At 60.2% G+C, this 16069-nt stretch carries 14 protein-coding genes; 7 read left to right on the top strand and 7 right to left on the bottom strand.

The annotated features are described in order from the left end of the window. Positions 1–24 precede the first annotated feature (24 nt). Both J3P97_RS15210 and J3P97_RS15205 read right to left on the bottom strand, forming a co-directional pair. Positions 25–1026 carry a FecR family protein gene (locus tag J3P97_RS15210; protein ID WP_434672135.1) on the bottom strand — a complete coding sequence of 334 codons (1002 nt, stop codon included), beginning with the start codon at positions 1024–1026 and terminating at the stop codon, positions 25–27. Between the two features lie 191 nt (positions 1027–1217). Next, complete coding sequence (locus J3P97_RS15205; protein WP_434672134.1) at positions 1218–6020, bottom strand: dermonecrotic toxin domain-containing protein; 4803 nt, start codon at positions 6018–6020, stop codon at positions 1218–1220. Between the two features lie 225 nt (positions 6021–6245). On the opposite strand from J3P97_RS15205, the gene J3P97_RS15200 reads away from it, so the two are divergent. Beyond that, the gene (locus tag J3P97_RS15200; RefSeq protein WP_434672133.1) at positions 6246–7277 is read left to right on the top strand and encodes an Ldh family oxidoreductase; all 1032 of its coding nucleotides are present in this window, start codon (positions 6246–6248) and stop codon (positions 7275–7277) included. 17 nt (positions 7278–7294) lie between these two features. Here J3P97_RS15200 and J3P97_RS15195 read toward each other — a convergent pair whose 3' ends face one another. Then, complete coding sequence (locus J3P97_RS15195; RefSeq protein ID WP_434573816.1) at positions 7295–7612, bottom strand: DUF883 family protein; 318 nt, start codon at positions 7610–7612, stop codon at positions 7295–7297. Between the two features lie 161 nt (positions 7613–7773). Between J3P97_RS15195 and J3P97_RS15190 the strand changes: the two genes are divergently transcribed. Further along, positions 7774–8028: a hypothetical protein gene (locus J3P97_RS15190; protein ID WP_003181187.1), complete on the top strand. Its 255-nt coding sequence runs from the start codon at positions 7774–7776 to the stop codon at positions 8026–8028. Between the two features lie 3 nt (positions 8029–8031). On the opposite strand, the gene J3P97_RS15185 is transcribed toward J3P97_RS15190, so the two are convergent. Then, the gene (locus J3P97_RS15185) at positions 8032–8940 is read right to left on the bottom strand and encodes a LysR substrate-binding domain-containing protein (protein ID WP_434672132.1); all 909 of its coding nucleotides are present in this window, start codon (positions 8938–8940) and stop codon (positions 8032–8034) included. Between the two features lie 84 nt (positions 8941–9024). Between J3P97_RS15185 and J3P97_RS15180 the strand changes: the two genes are divergently transcribed. Next, a complete protein-coding gene (locus J3P97_RS15180; RefSeq protein ID WP_434600975.1) occupies positions 9025–9948 on the top strand; it encodes a carbon-nitrogen hydrolase family protein in 924 nt (307 codons plus the stop codon). A 1-nt stretch (position 9949) separates the two neighbouring features. Here J3P97_RS15180 and J3P97_RS15175 read toward each other — a convergent pair whose 3' ends face one another. After that, entirely contained in the window at positions 9950–10420 is a 471-nt protein-coding gene (locus J3P97_RS15175) for an LEA type 2 family protein (RefSeq protein WP_434600974.1), read from the bottom strand. A gap of 240 nt (positions 10421–10660) precedes the next feature. Between J3P97_RS15175 and J3P97_RS15170 the strand changes: the two genes are divergently transcribed. The 4 genes from J3P97_RS15170 to J3P97_RS15155 all read left to right on the top strand — a co-directional run bounded on the left by J3P97_RS15170 (position 10661) and on the right by J3P97_RS15155 (position 13620). Continuing rightward, a complete protein-coding gene (locus J3P97_RS15170) occupies positions 10661–11377 on the top strand; it encodes a helix-turn-helix transcriptional regulator (RefSeq protein ID WP_434573823.1) in 717 nt (238 codons plus the stop codon). Positions 11378–11429: 52 nt separating this feature from the next. Beyond that, positions 11430–11771 (top strand): nuclear transport factor 2 family protein, encoded by a 342-nt coding sequence (locus tag J3P97_RS15165; protein WP_434573825.1) that lies wholly within the window; start codon positions 11430–11432, stop codon positions 11769–11771. Between the two features lie 179 nt (positions 11772–11950). Further along, entirely contained in the window at positions 11951–13072 is a 1122-nt protein-coding gene (gene zapE, locus J3P97_RS15160) for a cell division protein ZapE (protein ID WP_434672131.1), read from the top strand. Between the two features lie 53 nt (positions 13073–13125). Then, complete coding sequence (locus J3P97_RS15155) at positions 13126–13620, top strand: GNAT family N-acetyltransferase (RefSeq protein ID WP_434573829.1); 495 nt, start codon at positions 13126–13128, stop codon at positions 13618–13620. Between the two features lie 207 nt (positions 13621–13827). Here the strand turns inward: J3P97_RS15155 and J3P97_RS15150 are convergent, their stop codons facing one another. Together J3P97_RS15150 and J3P97_RS15145 are read right to left on the bottom strand one after the other, a co-directional pair. Continuing rightward, positions 13828–15567 (bottom strand): phosphoethanolamine transferase CptA, encoded by a 1740-nt coding sequence (locus J3P97_RS15150; RefSeq protein WP_434600972.1) that lies wholly within the window; start codon positions 15565–15567, stop codon positions 13828–13830. Positions 15568–15842: 275 nt separating this feature from the next. After that, the gene (locus tag J3P97_RS15145) at positions 15843–16016 is read right to left on the bottom strand and encodes a DUF6026 family protein (protein ID WP_305500661.1); all 174 of its coding nucleotides are present in this window, start codon (positions 16014–16016) and stop codon (positions 15843–15845) included. Positions 16017–16069 lie beyond the last annotated feature (53 nt).

Here is a 16069-nt window from a genome sequence, read left to right as displayed (position 1 = left end):
CGCGACCCGAATGGGCGCGGCTTTTTAATGTTTGGCCGGATGATGGCCGATGGAATTGAGGACCAGGTTGCCGTCCTGGTTCTGGGTCAGATAGATCGGCAGGACCTTGGGCAGCGAGGGCACGAGGTTCTTCACTTCGTTGAGGTTGTAGATGCCGCCGACACGCAGGGTGCCGGTAGCATGGTCGGCCAGCATGACGGGACGTTCGAGGTAGCGATTGATCAATGGCAGTGCGTCGGAAAGGGCCAGGTCATTCAGCACCAACTTGCCGTTGCGCCAGGCCAGGGAGCTGTCGCCGGGTTCGATCTCGCGTACCTGCGGCTGGAAATCGCCCGCCTTGTAGCTTGCCTGCATCCCCGGTGACAGTTGCGAGCCGCCCGCAGTGGCGTTCATGTTGCTGGTCACCCATACCGAGCCTTCCACCAGTGTGACCCGAACCTGGTCCTGATACATCCACACGTTGAAACGGGTGCCTGTCACACGCACCTGGCCCTGGCCCGCCCGAACGACGAAAGGATGCCGGGTGTCGTGACTGACATCGAAGAACGCCTCGCCTTTTTTCAGCGTGACCCGACGCTCATGCTTGTAGTTGGCGAACACCAGTTCGCTGCCAAGATTGAGCTCCACCTGGCTGCCATCGCCCAGCGTGACATGACGTACGCTCGCGCCGGCTTCCAGGCGCTGGTACGAGTCAGGCAGCCACCCCATGTTCCAACCGGTAATCGCGGCCAGGGGCAAGCCCAGCGCGATCACCGCGGCGGCGACAGCCAGACGGCTCCAGCGCGGCCGTGGCCGCCGGGCTGGCGGGGTCGGCGCGGATTCGACACGCGGCAGATGCTCGGCCACGCCCCAGATTTCCAGCATGGCCTGGTATTCGAAAGCGTGCAGAGGGTCGGCGTCATGCCATTGCTTGAACGCCAATCGGTCGGCATCGGTGCAGTCATCAGCGTGCATACGCATGCACCAATGCGCGGCCGCATCGCTGATGGCGTCGTATTCGGCTTCCGAGAGTATTCGTTCGGTCATTGGCTGTTCCTGGTTTGCCGCATTCTAACCTTCGACGGCAGCTGCCGAGAACAACCGACATGGCGATTAAGCATCAAATACCCTTGTTTTTAATGTGATAAAGCCGGGCGTTGCCCCGTATAGCCTTACCGTCGCACGAGCGGCGTGAAAAAAAGATCAAATCGACCCGCATTCCAGGAAGGGTGTACCCACTATGGCGTAGCCACCGGAGGCGGATCCAATTGTCGCCCCAGCTCACAAATGAGCAGCGTTATAGAGTCGGCATTTTTAAATATGACGTCGATCCGTCGATCCGCTGAGTTCAGGTTCAGGAATGCGTCGCGGGCTTGCTCCAGATTTGCAGTGCGGGTGATCTGCAGAATTGTTTTGACGGTGTCTTTGTGCCAGGGCAGGAGGTCGAGACTCTTGAGCGAGTGGGTTGCACGGTCCCAATCCGTGAACAGGCGTGCGCGCGGCGTGGTCCACGAAAAACCGTTGAGTTGCAGGTCCTTTTGTTCAGCGGCTTTTTCTTGTGCCAATGGAGTCACTGTTAAAATGAGGTCGTGGAATGGTAAGTAGGCGGCCAGGTAGACGATATCCAGTGTGTCGCGCAGCAGATGGGACAGTTCATGAATGAAGGTTGCGCCTTGGGCGTGCGCGTCGACATTGAATGTATCGGGCACGGCACTGCTGTACCAATCCGGCACCATGGCGAAAAACTCTTGGGTGAGATAAATCCTGCCGCCCTTGCCGCCCTCTAATACGAAGGCACTCGCATCATAGTGGGCGCTTTTGGTGATGCCGATTACGATGCGACTGCCGTTCTGCCGCAACCACAACGGATCTGCTAACGTCTGGCAGATGGGGGCGACAGCGCTGTGGATTTTTTTTACAAGGCCAGCGTCGATTGCCCTGACACCGAGGAAAAACTTCAGGAACGTGTCCAGTCGAGAACCCGCAGGCACGCCGCCTTTGACCTGTTCAAGATTTTGCAGCGCGTTGCAGGAGTAATGCCGTGCCGTCTCCAGGGCTTGCTCGATCATGTTGGCGCGGGAGGGGGATATCCGCCGTATCTGCTTCATGCCCCGTGCTTCAATATTGAGGACCTCCTTCGCGTTGAAGTCGCTATACACATCGGTCAGCGTCGACATCACTTTGCCGTAGCGGATGTGCTGCGAGTCTGGATCAATGGTCCACCGCCCGGACTCGGGCGAGCGCTTGAGTATCGGCCCTTCTCCATTCTGGTGGACGATGCGCCAATCGTGGGCAGCCTTTGCTACCTGAAAAACCTTGCCGAACACCGGGGCGTAGCGCTTGCCGGACGCCAGGGCCTCATGAGTACCGTCGCTTGCATGTTTCTTCAGGTCGGCCAGGCTGACCTTGAGATCTACGAAAGCCTGCAGGTCGGTCCGCGCTGCACCGGTCAGGCGCTGCCAATCAGTTGGTTTTTTTAGCGCAGGGTGCGGCAGGGCAGCGGGACCGACCGGATCGAGCAGGCCGAAGGTATCGTCCCGATTGAGCCAGCCCAGGGAGACCATTTCCGCCGCGCCGGAAATGAAGTTATGCAAGCCTGCTCCCCAGTCATTTTGCTGAAAGGCCTCGGAGGAGGCTTTGAAATCTTCATAGGCGTCCATGAGTGTCTCGATCAAGGCGAGTTTGCCCGGCAATACCCGACCAAGGGCCTTGATGCCGGTGCTGAAAAGATGCCCGACGGTTTGCCAGTCGAATTGGCGTGTCTCATCGGTTTGGGTTTTCAGCATGCCTGCCAGCAATGAGTTGTTGTCGTTGAACAACGTATTGAGGAGGCTGGAGATCGGGTTCGAAGCCAGGGTTATTTCCGAGAGTTCTCCAGCCGTGGACGCGAAGAGGTTCCGGAACGTGGCCTGCTGGCTTTCCGGAAGCCGGTGAATCAGCATGTCCTGAAGCGACCCTGGCCGGTTGAAAGCGGCGATGACGCTCGCTTCGCTCGCGAGCTCGGTGAAGACGTCGCCTTCATGGTAAGGCGAATACAGGATATGGGGGGCTTTTGCGTCGACGCTCGACCCGATCAGATAAAGCCCTGTCGCCTTGACGGCTTCGGCGCCTTGCGTCTTGATCAGCTCAATCGGGCGAATGGTTGCCTCGCCCCCCTCCGTTGCCAGCCGGGCGATGCTGTCCGGCATATCGAACACTTGGCTGATCAGCCTGAAAGCAACAGGAGAGAGACCCTGTTGCAAATATCGCTCGTGGGCGTGTTGCAGCAGTTGCCAGGGTAGTTGTCGATAAAATCGGCTTTTCCTTTGCTGGATGTCAGCAACGCTGTCGGAGAGCTTTTCCAGCACATGCGCCCTGTAGTGGGTTGAAGTACCCAGCGATAGCAGCGTTTGCCTGACGGCGGTCTCGGTCAAGTTGTCGGGGAGTTTTTGTTGTGACATCGATGAAATCTTGAAGCCGGGTCGCTGACGACTGTCGAGATGATTCAACGCGAACTCGGTCAGGCTGCTCGCCGGGCCTGCCAGCGCGAGATGGGGCGAAATCAGCAGCGTGGCGGGGTCAAGATCGATGCCGGGGAAGCGCGTTTTCAGCAGCGCTTTCAAGGTTCTTTCGACGTAGGCGCGTAGCGGTTCTATACCGTCCAGGTAGTCCTTGTCCTCGGTTACGCTGTTTCGATATTGTTCAAGCAACTCGATATGCAGGCGTTGATCCTCGAGCGAGGCGGCGCCCAGCCAGGCGGGAAGCTTTTGCTGAAACCTGTTGGAGTGGGCGATGCGCTCGGCGTTTGACAGGTTGGTCGGGGCGCCTTTTTCCAGCAGCGCTTTCAAACCTTCGAGCAATGCCGGCTCGGCCAGTCGCCAGTCCCCTATCTTTAAAGCACGCAGATACGCGTGTTCGGCCGCGAAGTGTTCGCTGAACGAAGTCATCCGATTCATCAGCACGTTGCCTTCGATCAGTTCAAACGCCTCGAGCTGGTAGCTGGCGTGGGGATTACGTTGCGCGGGCGTGAGATTGGACAGCACATCGAAACGCGACCGGGAGTCGGACAGGTATTGATTCAACTGTTGGCTGGCAAGGGCGACGGACGGAAAAACCTTGAGTCCGCAAATGGGGATCCACAGGATTGCCGTGCCGGAAAAAGGCGTATCCAGCCCGCCACGCTCGGTCAGCAGGAAGCAACTGGCCGGAGAAACGGCGGTCGTGGCGCCTTCCGTTGTGCAGGTCAACTTCAGCGAATATACGTCCGGGCGGAAACCTTTGACGCTTGGGCGTTGTTCACGGTCGGGGTAGTTTGCGTCGAAGGCAAACACGCTGTTGATCAGCTTGTGGACGTCGGTCGACAGCGTCCCGTTGAGCTGCCGCAGCTCGGCCTCCTCTCGGATGCCCAGGGAAAAAGCACTGCACAGCTTGGAAAGCAGCTTACTCAGCTCGCTACCCAGCAGCTCTGATTCGCTTGAATGGGGTAACAGCCGGAACTCGGTATCAATAGCGTCTTGCACGCTGGCATAGGTCTTGAGCTTTCTTTGCAGCACATCGGCGATGAAATTGGAGGGGCGCAGGTTTCCATAAAACGCCGGCCGCGCGCCCCAGTGCCCGTCTACCTTCTGGTCAAGCAGGCTGTTGTCGATCAGGGTGCGTATGTCCAGCGCCTTGTCCACCAGCGCATGGGTGTCAAACTCGCCCTGGCGGGACATTTCCAGCGCGAAGTGAATATTGTCCAGCTGTTTGGCAATGATCGCCTGGCCCAGGGACTCGGCTACGGGCAAGCCCACCTCTTTGCCGGAAACCTGCGGAGCATCGAAGCGCAGAAAACGGTTGCGTTCTTCAAGGCTCAGCAGCCCATAGAGGGCGTCCATTTGCGGGGCCGCGGTGGGCGGGCCCAGCAACGTATCCCTGAAGTCCAGATGATGGTCAACTTTCTGAATGCCTTTGCCAGGGGTGTAAAGGTAGTGGCCATTCGCGCTGATCATCAACGAGCCCGCCAGTTCGACGCTGTGGGTTGCATGGTCCCAGAGGCGAACCGTTTCGATGAACATCAACCTCTCGTCCTGGCGAGATGGCCGAAACAGGCGATGCAGCTCGCTGCTTTGTGCTTCTGTCAGGTAGCCTTTTTCGCGTTCGATAACGATCGCTGACCGCAGCTTGTCGTCGATGACACGGGACAGGAACTGTCGCCGTGAAATGTTCAGGGGACTCGCAGCGTCCCAGTAGGCCTTGAGACGATCAGTGAGATGGCGCACCAGATTCCTTGCGGTGAGCTTTACCATGGTTTGCCAGTGCAAGGCGTTTGCGGGCGACTCCTCGGTGGCGGGGTGAGTGAAAGCCGCCTCGTATCCGTCAGGCCAGCCTTGATGATGGAAGTAGATCAGCACTGCATCACTCAGTGGCATGTTCCGGGTCCACTGCTGTAACGGGACGTCCGCGCCCTTGATGAGGCTAAGCGAGACGCGTGCCTGCTTATGATCGAAGTTGTCCAACAGCTCCTGCAATATCTGGTCGAGCATCGCTGCCAGCGACGGAACCTGGAGCAACTCATGCACCATTGCCCGGGCGTTGAGTTCCTGGGCATTTCGGATCGATGCCAATCGTGTCTCGAGCGGATCTCCGTAGACTGTTCGGCGGGTTTTCTGGAAGGATGCGTCATTGAGTTCGTTGCGCTGGGAGAGCGAAAGGAGGCGAAACAGCTCATTGCGTTCCAGCGGTGTCGCCAGCATTTCATCAAGCTTGTGCTCGAGGGTTTCCGGGCTATCGAACTTTGCGATGCCGCCGTACGGTGTATAGAGGAATGCCGGGTAATCGCCCGGCGCGCTGAGCACCAGGCATCCGGCGAGCGGGATCAAGGGTTTGCCCTGGACATCCAGGGTGATCGTTTCGATCGTCATTGCGGGTGACTGCTCGCCGCGTTGCGTGTAGTTGGGCAGGGCAGCGTGATGCAGCCAGTCAAGATCTGCCTGGGTCAACCCGTGGGGCATGGTCAATTCATCCAGGCGCTGGGCTTTGAATATTTCGGGGAACAGCAGGGGCGTTTTTGCAATAGTCATCGTTGCTTCTCGATCAGGCGCCTCAAGGCGATACAGCCGTCAGTGAGGCGCCAGACTAGGCAACATGGAATGAAGAAAGGTGGTACATAGTTACCGCACGCAAGCTGCAAGCCTGTCGAACCATGATGCGGGCTTGGGCGGTTGACATGGTTGCCGTGAAGCGGTAATCAGCGAGCTTGCCTCTTCACGCTGTTGCTACCTCCAACAATCACTATGGAGCTTCAGATGTCCGCACCATCCAATCATGCAGGTTCTGGCAGCTTGTCCTTTGACGCTTTGGTGAGCTTGCTGGAGCGGATTTTCCTGCGCCATGGCACCTCGAACGACGTCGCCCGCACCTTGGCCGAGAACTGCGCCGGCGCCGAGCGTGATGGTGCCCACAGCCATGGGGTGTTTCGCATGCCCGGGTATGTTTCGACGTTGAACAGCGGCTGGGTCAACGGCCAGGCCGTGCCGATCGTCGAGGATGTTGCGTCCGGGTTCGTCCGGGTCGATGCCTGCAACGGCTTTGCCCAGCCCGCCCTGGCCGCCGCCCGCCCATTGCTGGTGAAAAAGGCTCGCAGCGCCGGTATTGCGGTGCTGGCGATACGCAACTCTCACCACTTCGCCGCGCTGTGGCCGGATGTCGAGCCGTTCGCTTATGAAGGCCTGGTGGCCTTGAGCGTGGTCAACAGCATGACCTGTGTGGTGCCCCATGGTGCGGATCGGCCATTGTTCGGTACCAATCCCATTGCTTTCGCCGCCCCACGCAACGGCGGCGAGCCGATCGTTTTCGACCTCGCTACCAGCGCCATCGCCCATGGCGACGTGCAGATTGCCGCGCGCAAAGGTGAGCGATTGCCTCCCGGCATGGGAGTGGACAGCCTCGGTCAGCCGACCTGTGATCCGAAGGCGATTCTGGAGGGCGGCGCGCTACTGCCGTTTGGCGGTCACAAGGGGTCGGCCTTGTCGATGATGGTGGAACTGCTGGCGGCCGCGCTGACGGGGGGCAACTTTTCGTTCGAGTTCGACTGGCACAACCATCCGGGAGCCAAGACTCCCTGGACCGGACAGTTGTTGATCGTGATCGATCCGAGCAAGGCCGCCGGCCAGGATTTCGCTTCACGAAGCGAAGAATTGGTCAGGCAGATGCACGGTGTCGGATTGCGTCGGTTGCCAGGGGATCGCCGACACCGTGAGCGCAGCAAGTCCAGCGAACAAGGGATTGTGCTGGACGAGCAGACGCTGGGCCAACTGCGCGAGTTGGCGGGGCTATAGGCTTTTTTGGCTGGGGCTTAACGGCGTCCCAGCAACAAGCCCACCACGAGCCCGAAACCTGCCGAAATCGCTACGGTCTGCCAGGGATGGCCGCCGATGTAAGCCTGTGTGGCGTCGACCATCGGGCGCGTGCGTTCCCGAGCGCTGGCGACCGAATCCAGGGCTTGGCGCAGTTTCTGTGAAATCTGCTCGCGCAGGTTCTCCGCGTCTTCGCCAACCAGGGCGGCACCGCTCTTGAGCAGCTTCTCCGACTCTTCAATCAATGCTTTCAGTTCGCTGAAGGCTTGATCCTTGATTTGCTCTCCGTTCGCTTGCGCGGCGCTTGTGCGAGCCATTGAAGTACTCCTTGAGGTTGATGGCAGTGAACAATGGAGTGTTGCGCTTGGGCAAAAGTTGCAGCAGTTGGCGTGGCCCGGGGGCGCTGGCAAAAATCATGGTTAAGACGTTTCTATGCAAGGTGTAAGATGGCGCCTATTTACGCAACAGGAAATTCCCCATGAGTTTCAATCTGGCTGACAAGCCCCTGGCCGAGCGCGCGGCGCTGGAAGATGAAAAATCCCGACTTTTCGAGCTGTGGCAAAACAACCTGGGCAAGGCCAAGGGTGACGCTGCGCGGTTGTTTGGCGAACGCTCCAAGCGCAAGGGCAAATGGGCTGAGTGGGTGCGCGCCGAGCTGGACGGCATGTCGCCTCCGGAGTACGCCAACATGGTGCGCAGCGAGGTCAATCGGCTGATGGCCGCGAACAAATAAACCTCAACTGAACGTTTCAATGATCGCCTCGCGCACTTTGTCCGCGGCAGGGTCCCGCTGCGCATGGGTCCGCCATCCTAGCTCGATCGGGTAGCGCGGCAACGCCAGCGGGCAGGGCAACAACGACAGGCTGCTGAGCGCCGCGATGGCCTTGGCGGCATGGTCTGGAATGGTCGCCACGGCCTGGCTGCCCTTGAGCAGGAAGGGCAGCGCGGCGAAGTGAGTGGTCGAGGCGCTCACCCGCCGGCGCAGACCGAGTGCGGCCAGTCCTTCATCAGTGATGCCGATGAAACCGCCCGATGAAACCAACAGATGCTCCCGCGTCACGAACGCTTCCATACCCAGGCCCTGCTGGCCCTCCGTCAGGCTGGCAGGGTCGACCAGGCAGGCGTAGCCGCCTTCGCCGAGAACCTGGCGACTCAATAGCCGTTCGGTAAATCCCCCCGCTGTGATCGCCAGGTCCAGGCTGCGCTCCATCAAGGCGCGACCGACGATCTGGCTGTGGGTCTGGCGAAAGATCAAGCGCAGCCCCGGCGCTCGTCGCGCAACTTCCTCGATCAATCGCCGGCCATAGGCAATTTCAAAATCATCCGACAGCCCGACGATGACTGAACGGCCCTCGTAGTGGCTGGCGCCCGGATCGATCATCGCCAGGCTCTGGCGGCATTTGTCCAACGCTTCGCTGATCACCGGTTTCAGTTGGTTGGCCCGCAATGTCGGCGCCAGGCCGCGGCCGGTGCGCACGAACAATTGATCGTCGTACACGCCTCGCAGCCTGCGCAGCGCGGCGCTGATGGCCGATTGAGTGACGCCCAGGCGCAGTGCGGCGCGGCTTGCACTGGATTCGTCGTGCAGGGCTTCGAAGGTCTTCAGCAGGTTCAGGTCTACATCAGCGATATTCATTTGCTTCATATCTTTTAGCAGCGGACAGGGCTTTATTCATGATCCGTCGGCACCTGAGAATCAGCAACACTTGAAATCACGGAGTTGAAGACCATGCCCAAATCCATTGTGGCTGCCCTGCAGATCGGCTCGCTGCCAGGCGGCAAAGGCGAAACCCTCACGCAGATTCTTTCCTACGAAGATGCCATTCGTGATGCCGGTGCACGCCTGGTGGTCATGCCCGAGGCGCTGCTGGGCGGTTACCCCAAGGGCGAGACTTTTGGCACCCAGCTCGGCTATCGGCTACCGGAAGGGCGCGAAGCGTTCGCCCGCTACTTCGCCAACGCCATCGACGTGCCCGGTGCGGAAACCGAGGCGCTGGCGGGTCTTTCGGCGCGAACCGGGGCAAGCCTGGTGCTGGGCGTCATCGAGCGCGCCGGCAATACGCTGTACTGCACCGCGCTGTACTTCGAACCGGACGCCGGCCTGGTCGCCAGGCATCGCAAACTGATGCCCACCGGCACTGAGCGGCTGATCTGGGGCAAGGGCGACGGTTCGACGTTACCGGTGATCGACAGCCAGGTCGGGCGCATGGGCGCGGCGGTGTGCTGGGAAAACATGATGCCGCTGCTGCGCACCGCGATGTATGCCAAGGGTATAGACGTCTGGTGCGCGCCGACGGTGGATGAGCGGGAGATGTGGCAGGTGAGCATGCGGCATATCGCTCATGAAGGGCGTTGCTTTGTGGTCAGTGCCTGCCAGGTCCAGGCCTCGCCGGCAGAGCTGGGTATCGAGGTGGCGAACTGGCCGGCGGAGCGGCCCTTGATCGCTGGCGGCAGCGTGATTGTCGGGCCCATGGGCGACGTGCTGGCCGGGCCGTTGAGGGGCTCCGTCGGATTGCTGACTGCTGAAATCGATACCGATGAGCTGGTGCGGGCGCGTTACGACTATGACGTGGTCGGGCACTACGCCCGGCCCGATGTATTCGAGCTGGTGGTGGATGAGCGAGCCAAGCCGGGCGTGCGCTTTATTGCATGATTCACCAGGTGGCCGCGGAATTTGGTAGATCAAGGGTTCCGTGATCGACGAAGCGCAGGGTGCCGAACAAGCCGCCGGCGAGTTTGCCCTTGAGCACATAGGGCAGGTTGTCCAGGCTCTGGGTCTGGCTCAGGCCGAGGGTCTGGCGGATCACTGAAAACGCCGAGATGCTCACCGGTATGCTCAGGATTGCTTCGGAAAAGCGTGGTATCGAGCCGCTCTGGTCACTGACGCCGGTCGCCAATGTGCGGCCGTTGACTTCCAGATCCAATGCCGCACCGCTGTAGTCGATGGCAGTTTCGTTGGGATTCTGCAAGCGCAGTTTCACCGCGAAGCGCATCTCCAGACCCTCGCTGGGCAGTGGCTCGATACCGACCACGTTGATATTCAGCGGGTCGCGGTGCGGGAAGAGGGCGCAGGCGCTCAGGCTGAGCAGTAAGAGGATGAGGGGCAAGCCGAGGATTCTGCGCATGGACGTTCTCGCATGTGGATTATTGGTTACAACCCTATCACCTGGCGACGCATGAGTCCGTGGCGAGGGAGCTTGCTCCCGCTGGGTTGCGTAGCAGCCCCAGGCTTTTGCGGTCGCTGCGCAACCGAGCGGGAGCAAGCTCCCTCGCCACAGGGATTGATGTCACGGCGGTACGGCTGCTGACAGTTTCTGACACCAGCCTCTGCTAATCTGCTTCATCTTTTCCCTGGATCCGCCATCGTGTCGCGAACCACTCGGCTGCTGACTTTGTTGCAAGTCTTGCGGGGCAAGCGCTGCCCGGTTACCGCCGCGACGCTGGCGTCCGAGCTGAAGGTGTCCGAGCGCACGCTTTATCGCGATATAGCCGAACTGACTGCCCTGGGCGCGCCGATCCAGGGCGAGGCGGGCATAGGTTATGTGCTGCGCAGCGGCCTGTTCCTCCCGCCGCTGATGTTCACCGCCGATGAAATCGAAGCCATAGTGCTGGGCTTGCGCTACGTCGACCAGCGTGGCGATGAGGTACTGGGCAAGGCCGCCGCCGACGCTTTGGCAAAGGTCGAGGCGGTGTTGGCCCCTGGTTTGCGCGATGCCTTGCACAACCCCACGGTGTTGCCCGGCCCACCGGGTTACGGTTATCCGCAGAACGCCGTCGAGCTGAATGTCTACCGCCAGGCCATTCGCACTCAAGCCAAGTTGCACATCGATTACGCCGACGTCAACAAGACCCCCACCCAGCGGTTGATCTGGCCGTTGGCCCTGGGCTTTTTCAATGAGGCGCGGGTGGTCGTGGCCTGGTGCGAGCTACGCGGTGCCTATCGGACGTTTCGTACCGACCGGATTGCCTCAGCCAGCGTCCAGGGCGAGCGCTACCCCGGCAGGCGCAGCGACTTGCTGCGAGCCTGGTTGGCGCTGATGAATCTCGATGAGGCGGGGCGTTTTACTCCTGACAAAAACTGACACAGCGCTGTTCTAGGATGGCTCCGGATCGATACAACAAGGAGCCCCTGACATGTCCAATCCCGTCTCTTCCCTGGCCCCGGCCATTGCCGGCTACATCGCTGCCGCGAATGCTCGCGACAGCTCGGCGGTGACGCGTTTCTTCGCCGAGGATGCCAATGTGTTCGATGAAGGCAACCACCGGGTCGGCACCCAGGCCATCGCCCAATGGATGGAAGATACCGCGCGCCGTTACCAACCGCGGGTGGAAGTCCTCAACGTGCAGCAACGCACCGGAAAGGTGCTGGTCCATAACCTGATCTCCGGAACCTTTCCCGGCAGTCCACTGGAGTTGCGCTATACCTTCCGGCTCGATGAGCAGGGGAAGATCAGTCGGCTGGATATTTCCGCCTGACTTTTGTGGCGAGGGAGCTTGCTCCCGCTCGGTTGCGCAGCGACCGCAAAGCTTGGGGCTGCTACGCAACCCAGCGGGAGCAAGCTCCCTCGCCACGGGATTTGTGGTGAATCATGAAATACTTCTCGGATCCTGCTGCATGGCATACTCCAAAACTTCGCCTTCCGGACCCGGGTCGCATGACTTTCACTTCCCCCTTGAGCGCCTGGCAGCATGCCATCGAACACGACGGCTTCGTCCAGGACGAAGCCCAGGAGCTGGCAATCATGGCATTGGAGCAGTGCCACCAGGCATTGCACGAAGGCCGCAAAACAATCAAGGGCGTTTACTTGTGGGGGCCGGTCGGGCGGGGCAAGACGTGGCTCATGGATCGCTTTTATGAAAGCCTCGAGGTTCCGGCCCGTCGCCAGCATTTCCATCATTTCATGGCCTGGGTGCATCAGCGCTCGTTCCAGCTCACCGGCACGCCAGATCCGTTGCAAGCCCTGGCTCGGGAGTTGAGCCGAGAGGTGCGGGTGTTGTGCTTCGACGAGTTGTTCGTGACCGATATCGGCGATGCGATCATCCTCGGCCGCCTGTTCCAGGTGATGTTCGAGCTGGGCATGGTAGTGGTCAGCACGTCCAACCTGCCGCCGGATGAGCTGTACGCCAGCGGTCACAACCGTGAGCGCTTCCTGCCGACCATAACGGCCATCAAGCAGTACATGCAGGTCGTGCCGGTGAATGGCTGGCAGGATCATCGCCAGCACCCGGGCGCCTTGCAGCAGCGTTATTGGCTGCGTGACCCGGCCCAGCCTGATCCGTTGGCGGAGGTTTTCGCCCAGTTGAGTGCCGGGCAGAAAACCCGCAACCAGGCGGTCGAGGTCGGCCATCGCCAGATCGTTCCGGTCCAGGCCAGCGATACAGTGCTGTGGAGCCGTTACCCCGATCTTTGCGAGCAACCGTTCTCGGCGCTGGATTTCATGGCGCTGTGCGATCGTTTCAAGGCCATTCTGCTCAGTGACGTACCCTGCCTGAGCGCCGAACAACGCGAAGGGCGTATAGCCCGAGGTACCGAAGACGGGGTCGAGCGGGTCGAGGCCGGTGATCGCGAGCTGCCGCAGCTGTCGATTCATGACGACGGCGTACGGCGTTTCATTGCCCTGGTCGACGAATGTTATGACCGCAAAGTGCCGTTGTACCTGTCGGCCCAGGTGCCGATGGACCAGTTGTACACGCAGGGCTATCTGCAATTCCCGTTTCGCCGTACTCTCAGTCGCCTTCAGGAAATGCAACTGCAACGTTTTGGTCAGCCCATCTGACCCGACCCTGCCGACGCCAAGCCGTCGGCCTTATCGAAACGAGATGGAAGATCATGGAAGAAGCCAAGGATATCCTTGTACTGCAAGCCAGCTACACCAACCCGGTCCACGCTGAAGCGATCTGCCATGTGCTCAACGGGTATGCCGAGGATCCGATGGGCGGTGGGCACTCGTTGCCGGCCGAGGTGCTGGCCCATCTGCCTGAAGAGCTGGCCAAGCGTTCCCACGCTTTCAGTGTGCTGGCATTCGTCAATGGCGAACCGGCGGGGTTGGTCAACTGTTTCGAGGGGTTTTCGACCTTCGCTTGCCGGCCTCTGGTGAATGTCCACGATGTAGCCGTGATGCCGGCGTTTCGTGGGCTTGGCCTGAGCCAGAAGATGCTGCAGAAAGTCGAAGACATCGCCCGCCAGCGCGGGTGCTGCAAGATCACCCTGGAAGTGCTGGAAGGCAACGCCGTGGCCCAGGCCAGTTATGCCAAGTTCGGCTTTGCCGCCGGCATGTTCGACCCGGCCCACGGGCGCATGCTGTTCTGGATCAAGCCCCTCTAGGGGCGTAATGCGGTTCACTTAAGAACCCGTGGCGAGGGAGCTTGCTCCCGCTCGGCTGCGAAGCAGTCGTAAACCGGCGGGTGCGGTGTGTCTGATGCTCCGCATTTGGCTGGTTTTGGGGCCGCTTCGCGGCCCAGCGGGAGCAAGCTCCCTCGCCACGGGATTGCCCCCAGTGAACCGTATAAGATGCGGGCTGTGGCTTTTCGACTACTTCTGCACGACCTGGCCAGCAGGGCCTTTTGGCTGCATCAGGCTGAAATCGATCAGCCCCTTGCGCTGGTCCTGGTAGGGGTTGCCGATCAACAGCGGCCGCGACTTGAAGTCATCGCTGACCAGGCTCTTGCTGCGATCGAGCTCATCAAAGCTCAAGCCCGCCATGTCCGCCCAGGTGTGAATCAGGTGCGAGCTGCTGTAGGGCCGCGACAGGTCGCCGGCGAAGTTCCAGTCATGGGTTTCGCGCCACTTCGGCGAGGCCCACGCCATGAACGGGATGGTGTACATCGGCGCTGTCGGCTTGGCCTCGTTGCGGCCCAGGGTGCCATGGCCCGGTGAATCGAAGACGTCTTCGCCGTGGTCCGACAGATACAGCAGGAAGCCGTTGGGGTCGCTCTTGGCGTAGTCCTTGATCAGGCTGGACACCACGAAGTCGTTGTACAGCACCGCGTTGTCGTAACTGTTGTAGGTCGGCACCTGATCGTCACGCACCCCGGCAGGCACGCCCTGGCGGTCGGTGAATTTGTTGAAGGTCGGTGGATACCGGTACTGATAACTCATATGGGTGCCGAGCAGGTGCACCACGATCAGCTTGCGCGGCGCGGTGTCGGCCAGGGCTTTGTTGAAGGGCTCGATCACGTCGCCGTCGTATTGTGCGGCGTTCTGGTTGCGGTTGTTGTTCAGGTAGACCTGCTCATCGGCCTGTTGCGAAAACGTCGTGAGCATGGTGTTGCGCTTGGTCATGGTCTGCTGGTTGGTGATCCAGAACGTCTTGTAGCCAGCCTGTTTCATCATGCTCACCAGCGATGGTGTGCTGAGATAAAGGTCCGGATTCTCCTCGTCGGCGAAAGTCAGTACCTGCTGCAGCGCCTCGATGGTATAGGGGCGCGGGGTAATGACATTGTCAAAGACCGAGAGCTGATCCTTGAGCTTGTCCAGCTCCGGCGTGGTTTCTCTCGGATAGCCGTACAGGCTCATGCGCTGGCGGTTGGTCGATTCGCCGATGACCAGCACCAGGGTGGCCGGCTCGTTGGCCATGGTGTCCTGAAGGTTGCGCAAGGGCGCAATCTTGCTGGTGCTGTGGAGCATGCCCTGCATGTTTTCCAGCTGTTCGGTGTAGCGGCGGTACGCTACCAGCATCTGCCAGGGCACCGCCGGCTCGACGCGGCTCTCGAACTTCTCGAAGCCCTTGGCCAGGGTGCCGGTGCGCAGGGTCTGCTTGGTCAGCGGGTAGCCGACCACGGCCACCATGATGACCAGCGCTGCCGCCCAGGCCTGGCTGCGTGGCAGGTAGACCGGGCGAAGGCGCGTCCAGAGGAAGTAACCGACCAGGGTATGCGCCAGGAACGCCGGCACCATCCACCAGGCAAAATACTGGGTCATGTATTCGCCAGCTTCGGACACGTTCGACTCGAACATGATGAAGATGACGCTTTGGGAAAATTCCTGCTGGTAAATGAAGAAATAGCCCAGGCTGGCCATGGAGCAAGCCCAGAGCACGATCCCGATGATCGCGGCAAGCAGGCGGGTGCGGGCAGGGAAGAGCAGCAGCGGTGCCAACCACAACGCACTCATCACGAAGGCCTGGCGAAACCCGGCGAACCCGGCAGTGCCGCTCGACAGGATCAGCAGTTGGGTGATGCCGGAAAAATACCAGAAGAACAGAAACAGCCAACCGAACCCGGCCCAATCGAAACCTTTCGCAGTCGTTTTGCTGCGTTTGAACACACTCATCAAGCGCTCCAGCGTTCACCGACGAGACTGCCGGCACCGGACTGGTGCGCACGGGCCGTCGCCGTAACTATTTGTGATTGCAGGATTATTACGGACCAGGTGTGAAAACTTCGTGAGTTTTTCAGCTACAAACGGTCGCGCGCACCTGGGGGCGGGGTTGCAGGGGCGATTCTGTGATGGGGAACAAGCTTCCTCACCACAGGTTGTGCGGTGTTTTTGTCAGCGTGACACCGGTTTGCCCGGCGTCACCAAAGTGTCTTGCCCGGAGGACAGGATCAGCGAGCCAAAGCCTGGCCCTGGTGTGAGAGCTGTGCGTGTTGCAACTGCATGCGCAACTGCGTCACTTCATCAAGCAGCAGATCACGCTCTTCCTTCAGCAGGCGTAATTCGTCGCGACGAATGGTCACATAAAGGGTTTGTGGAGGACGTGCGGTAACGACAGGGCCCATTGCTCACCTCGCAAATGGCTACATCAACTAGAGAGATGTCGTCAGTTTCTTGG

Origin of the sequence: Pseudomonas sp. R1-15 (genome assembly GCF_051132085.1) — a bacterium.
In the GTDB taxonomy this organism is placed as follows: Bacteria; Pseudomonadota; Gammaproteobacteria; order Pseudomonadales; family Pseudomonadaceae; genus Aquipseudomonas.
The sequence above is the reverse complement of the archived record's forward strand: the minus strand, read 5'-3'. Positions and strand labels throughout refer to the sequence as shown.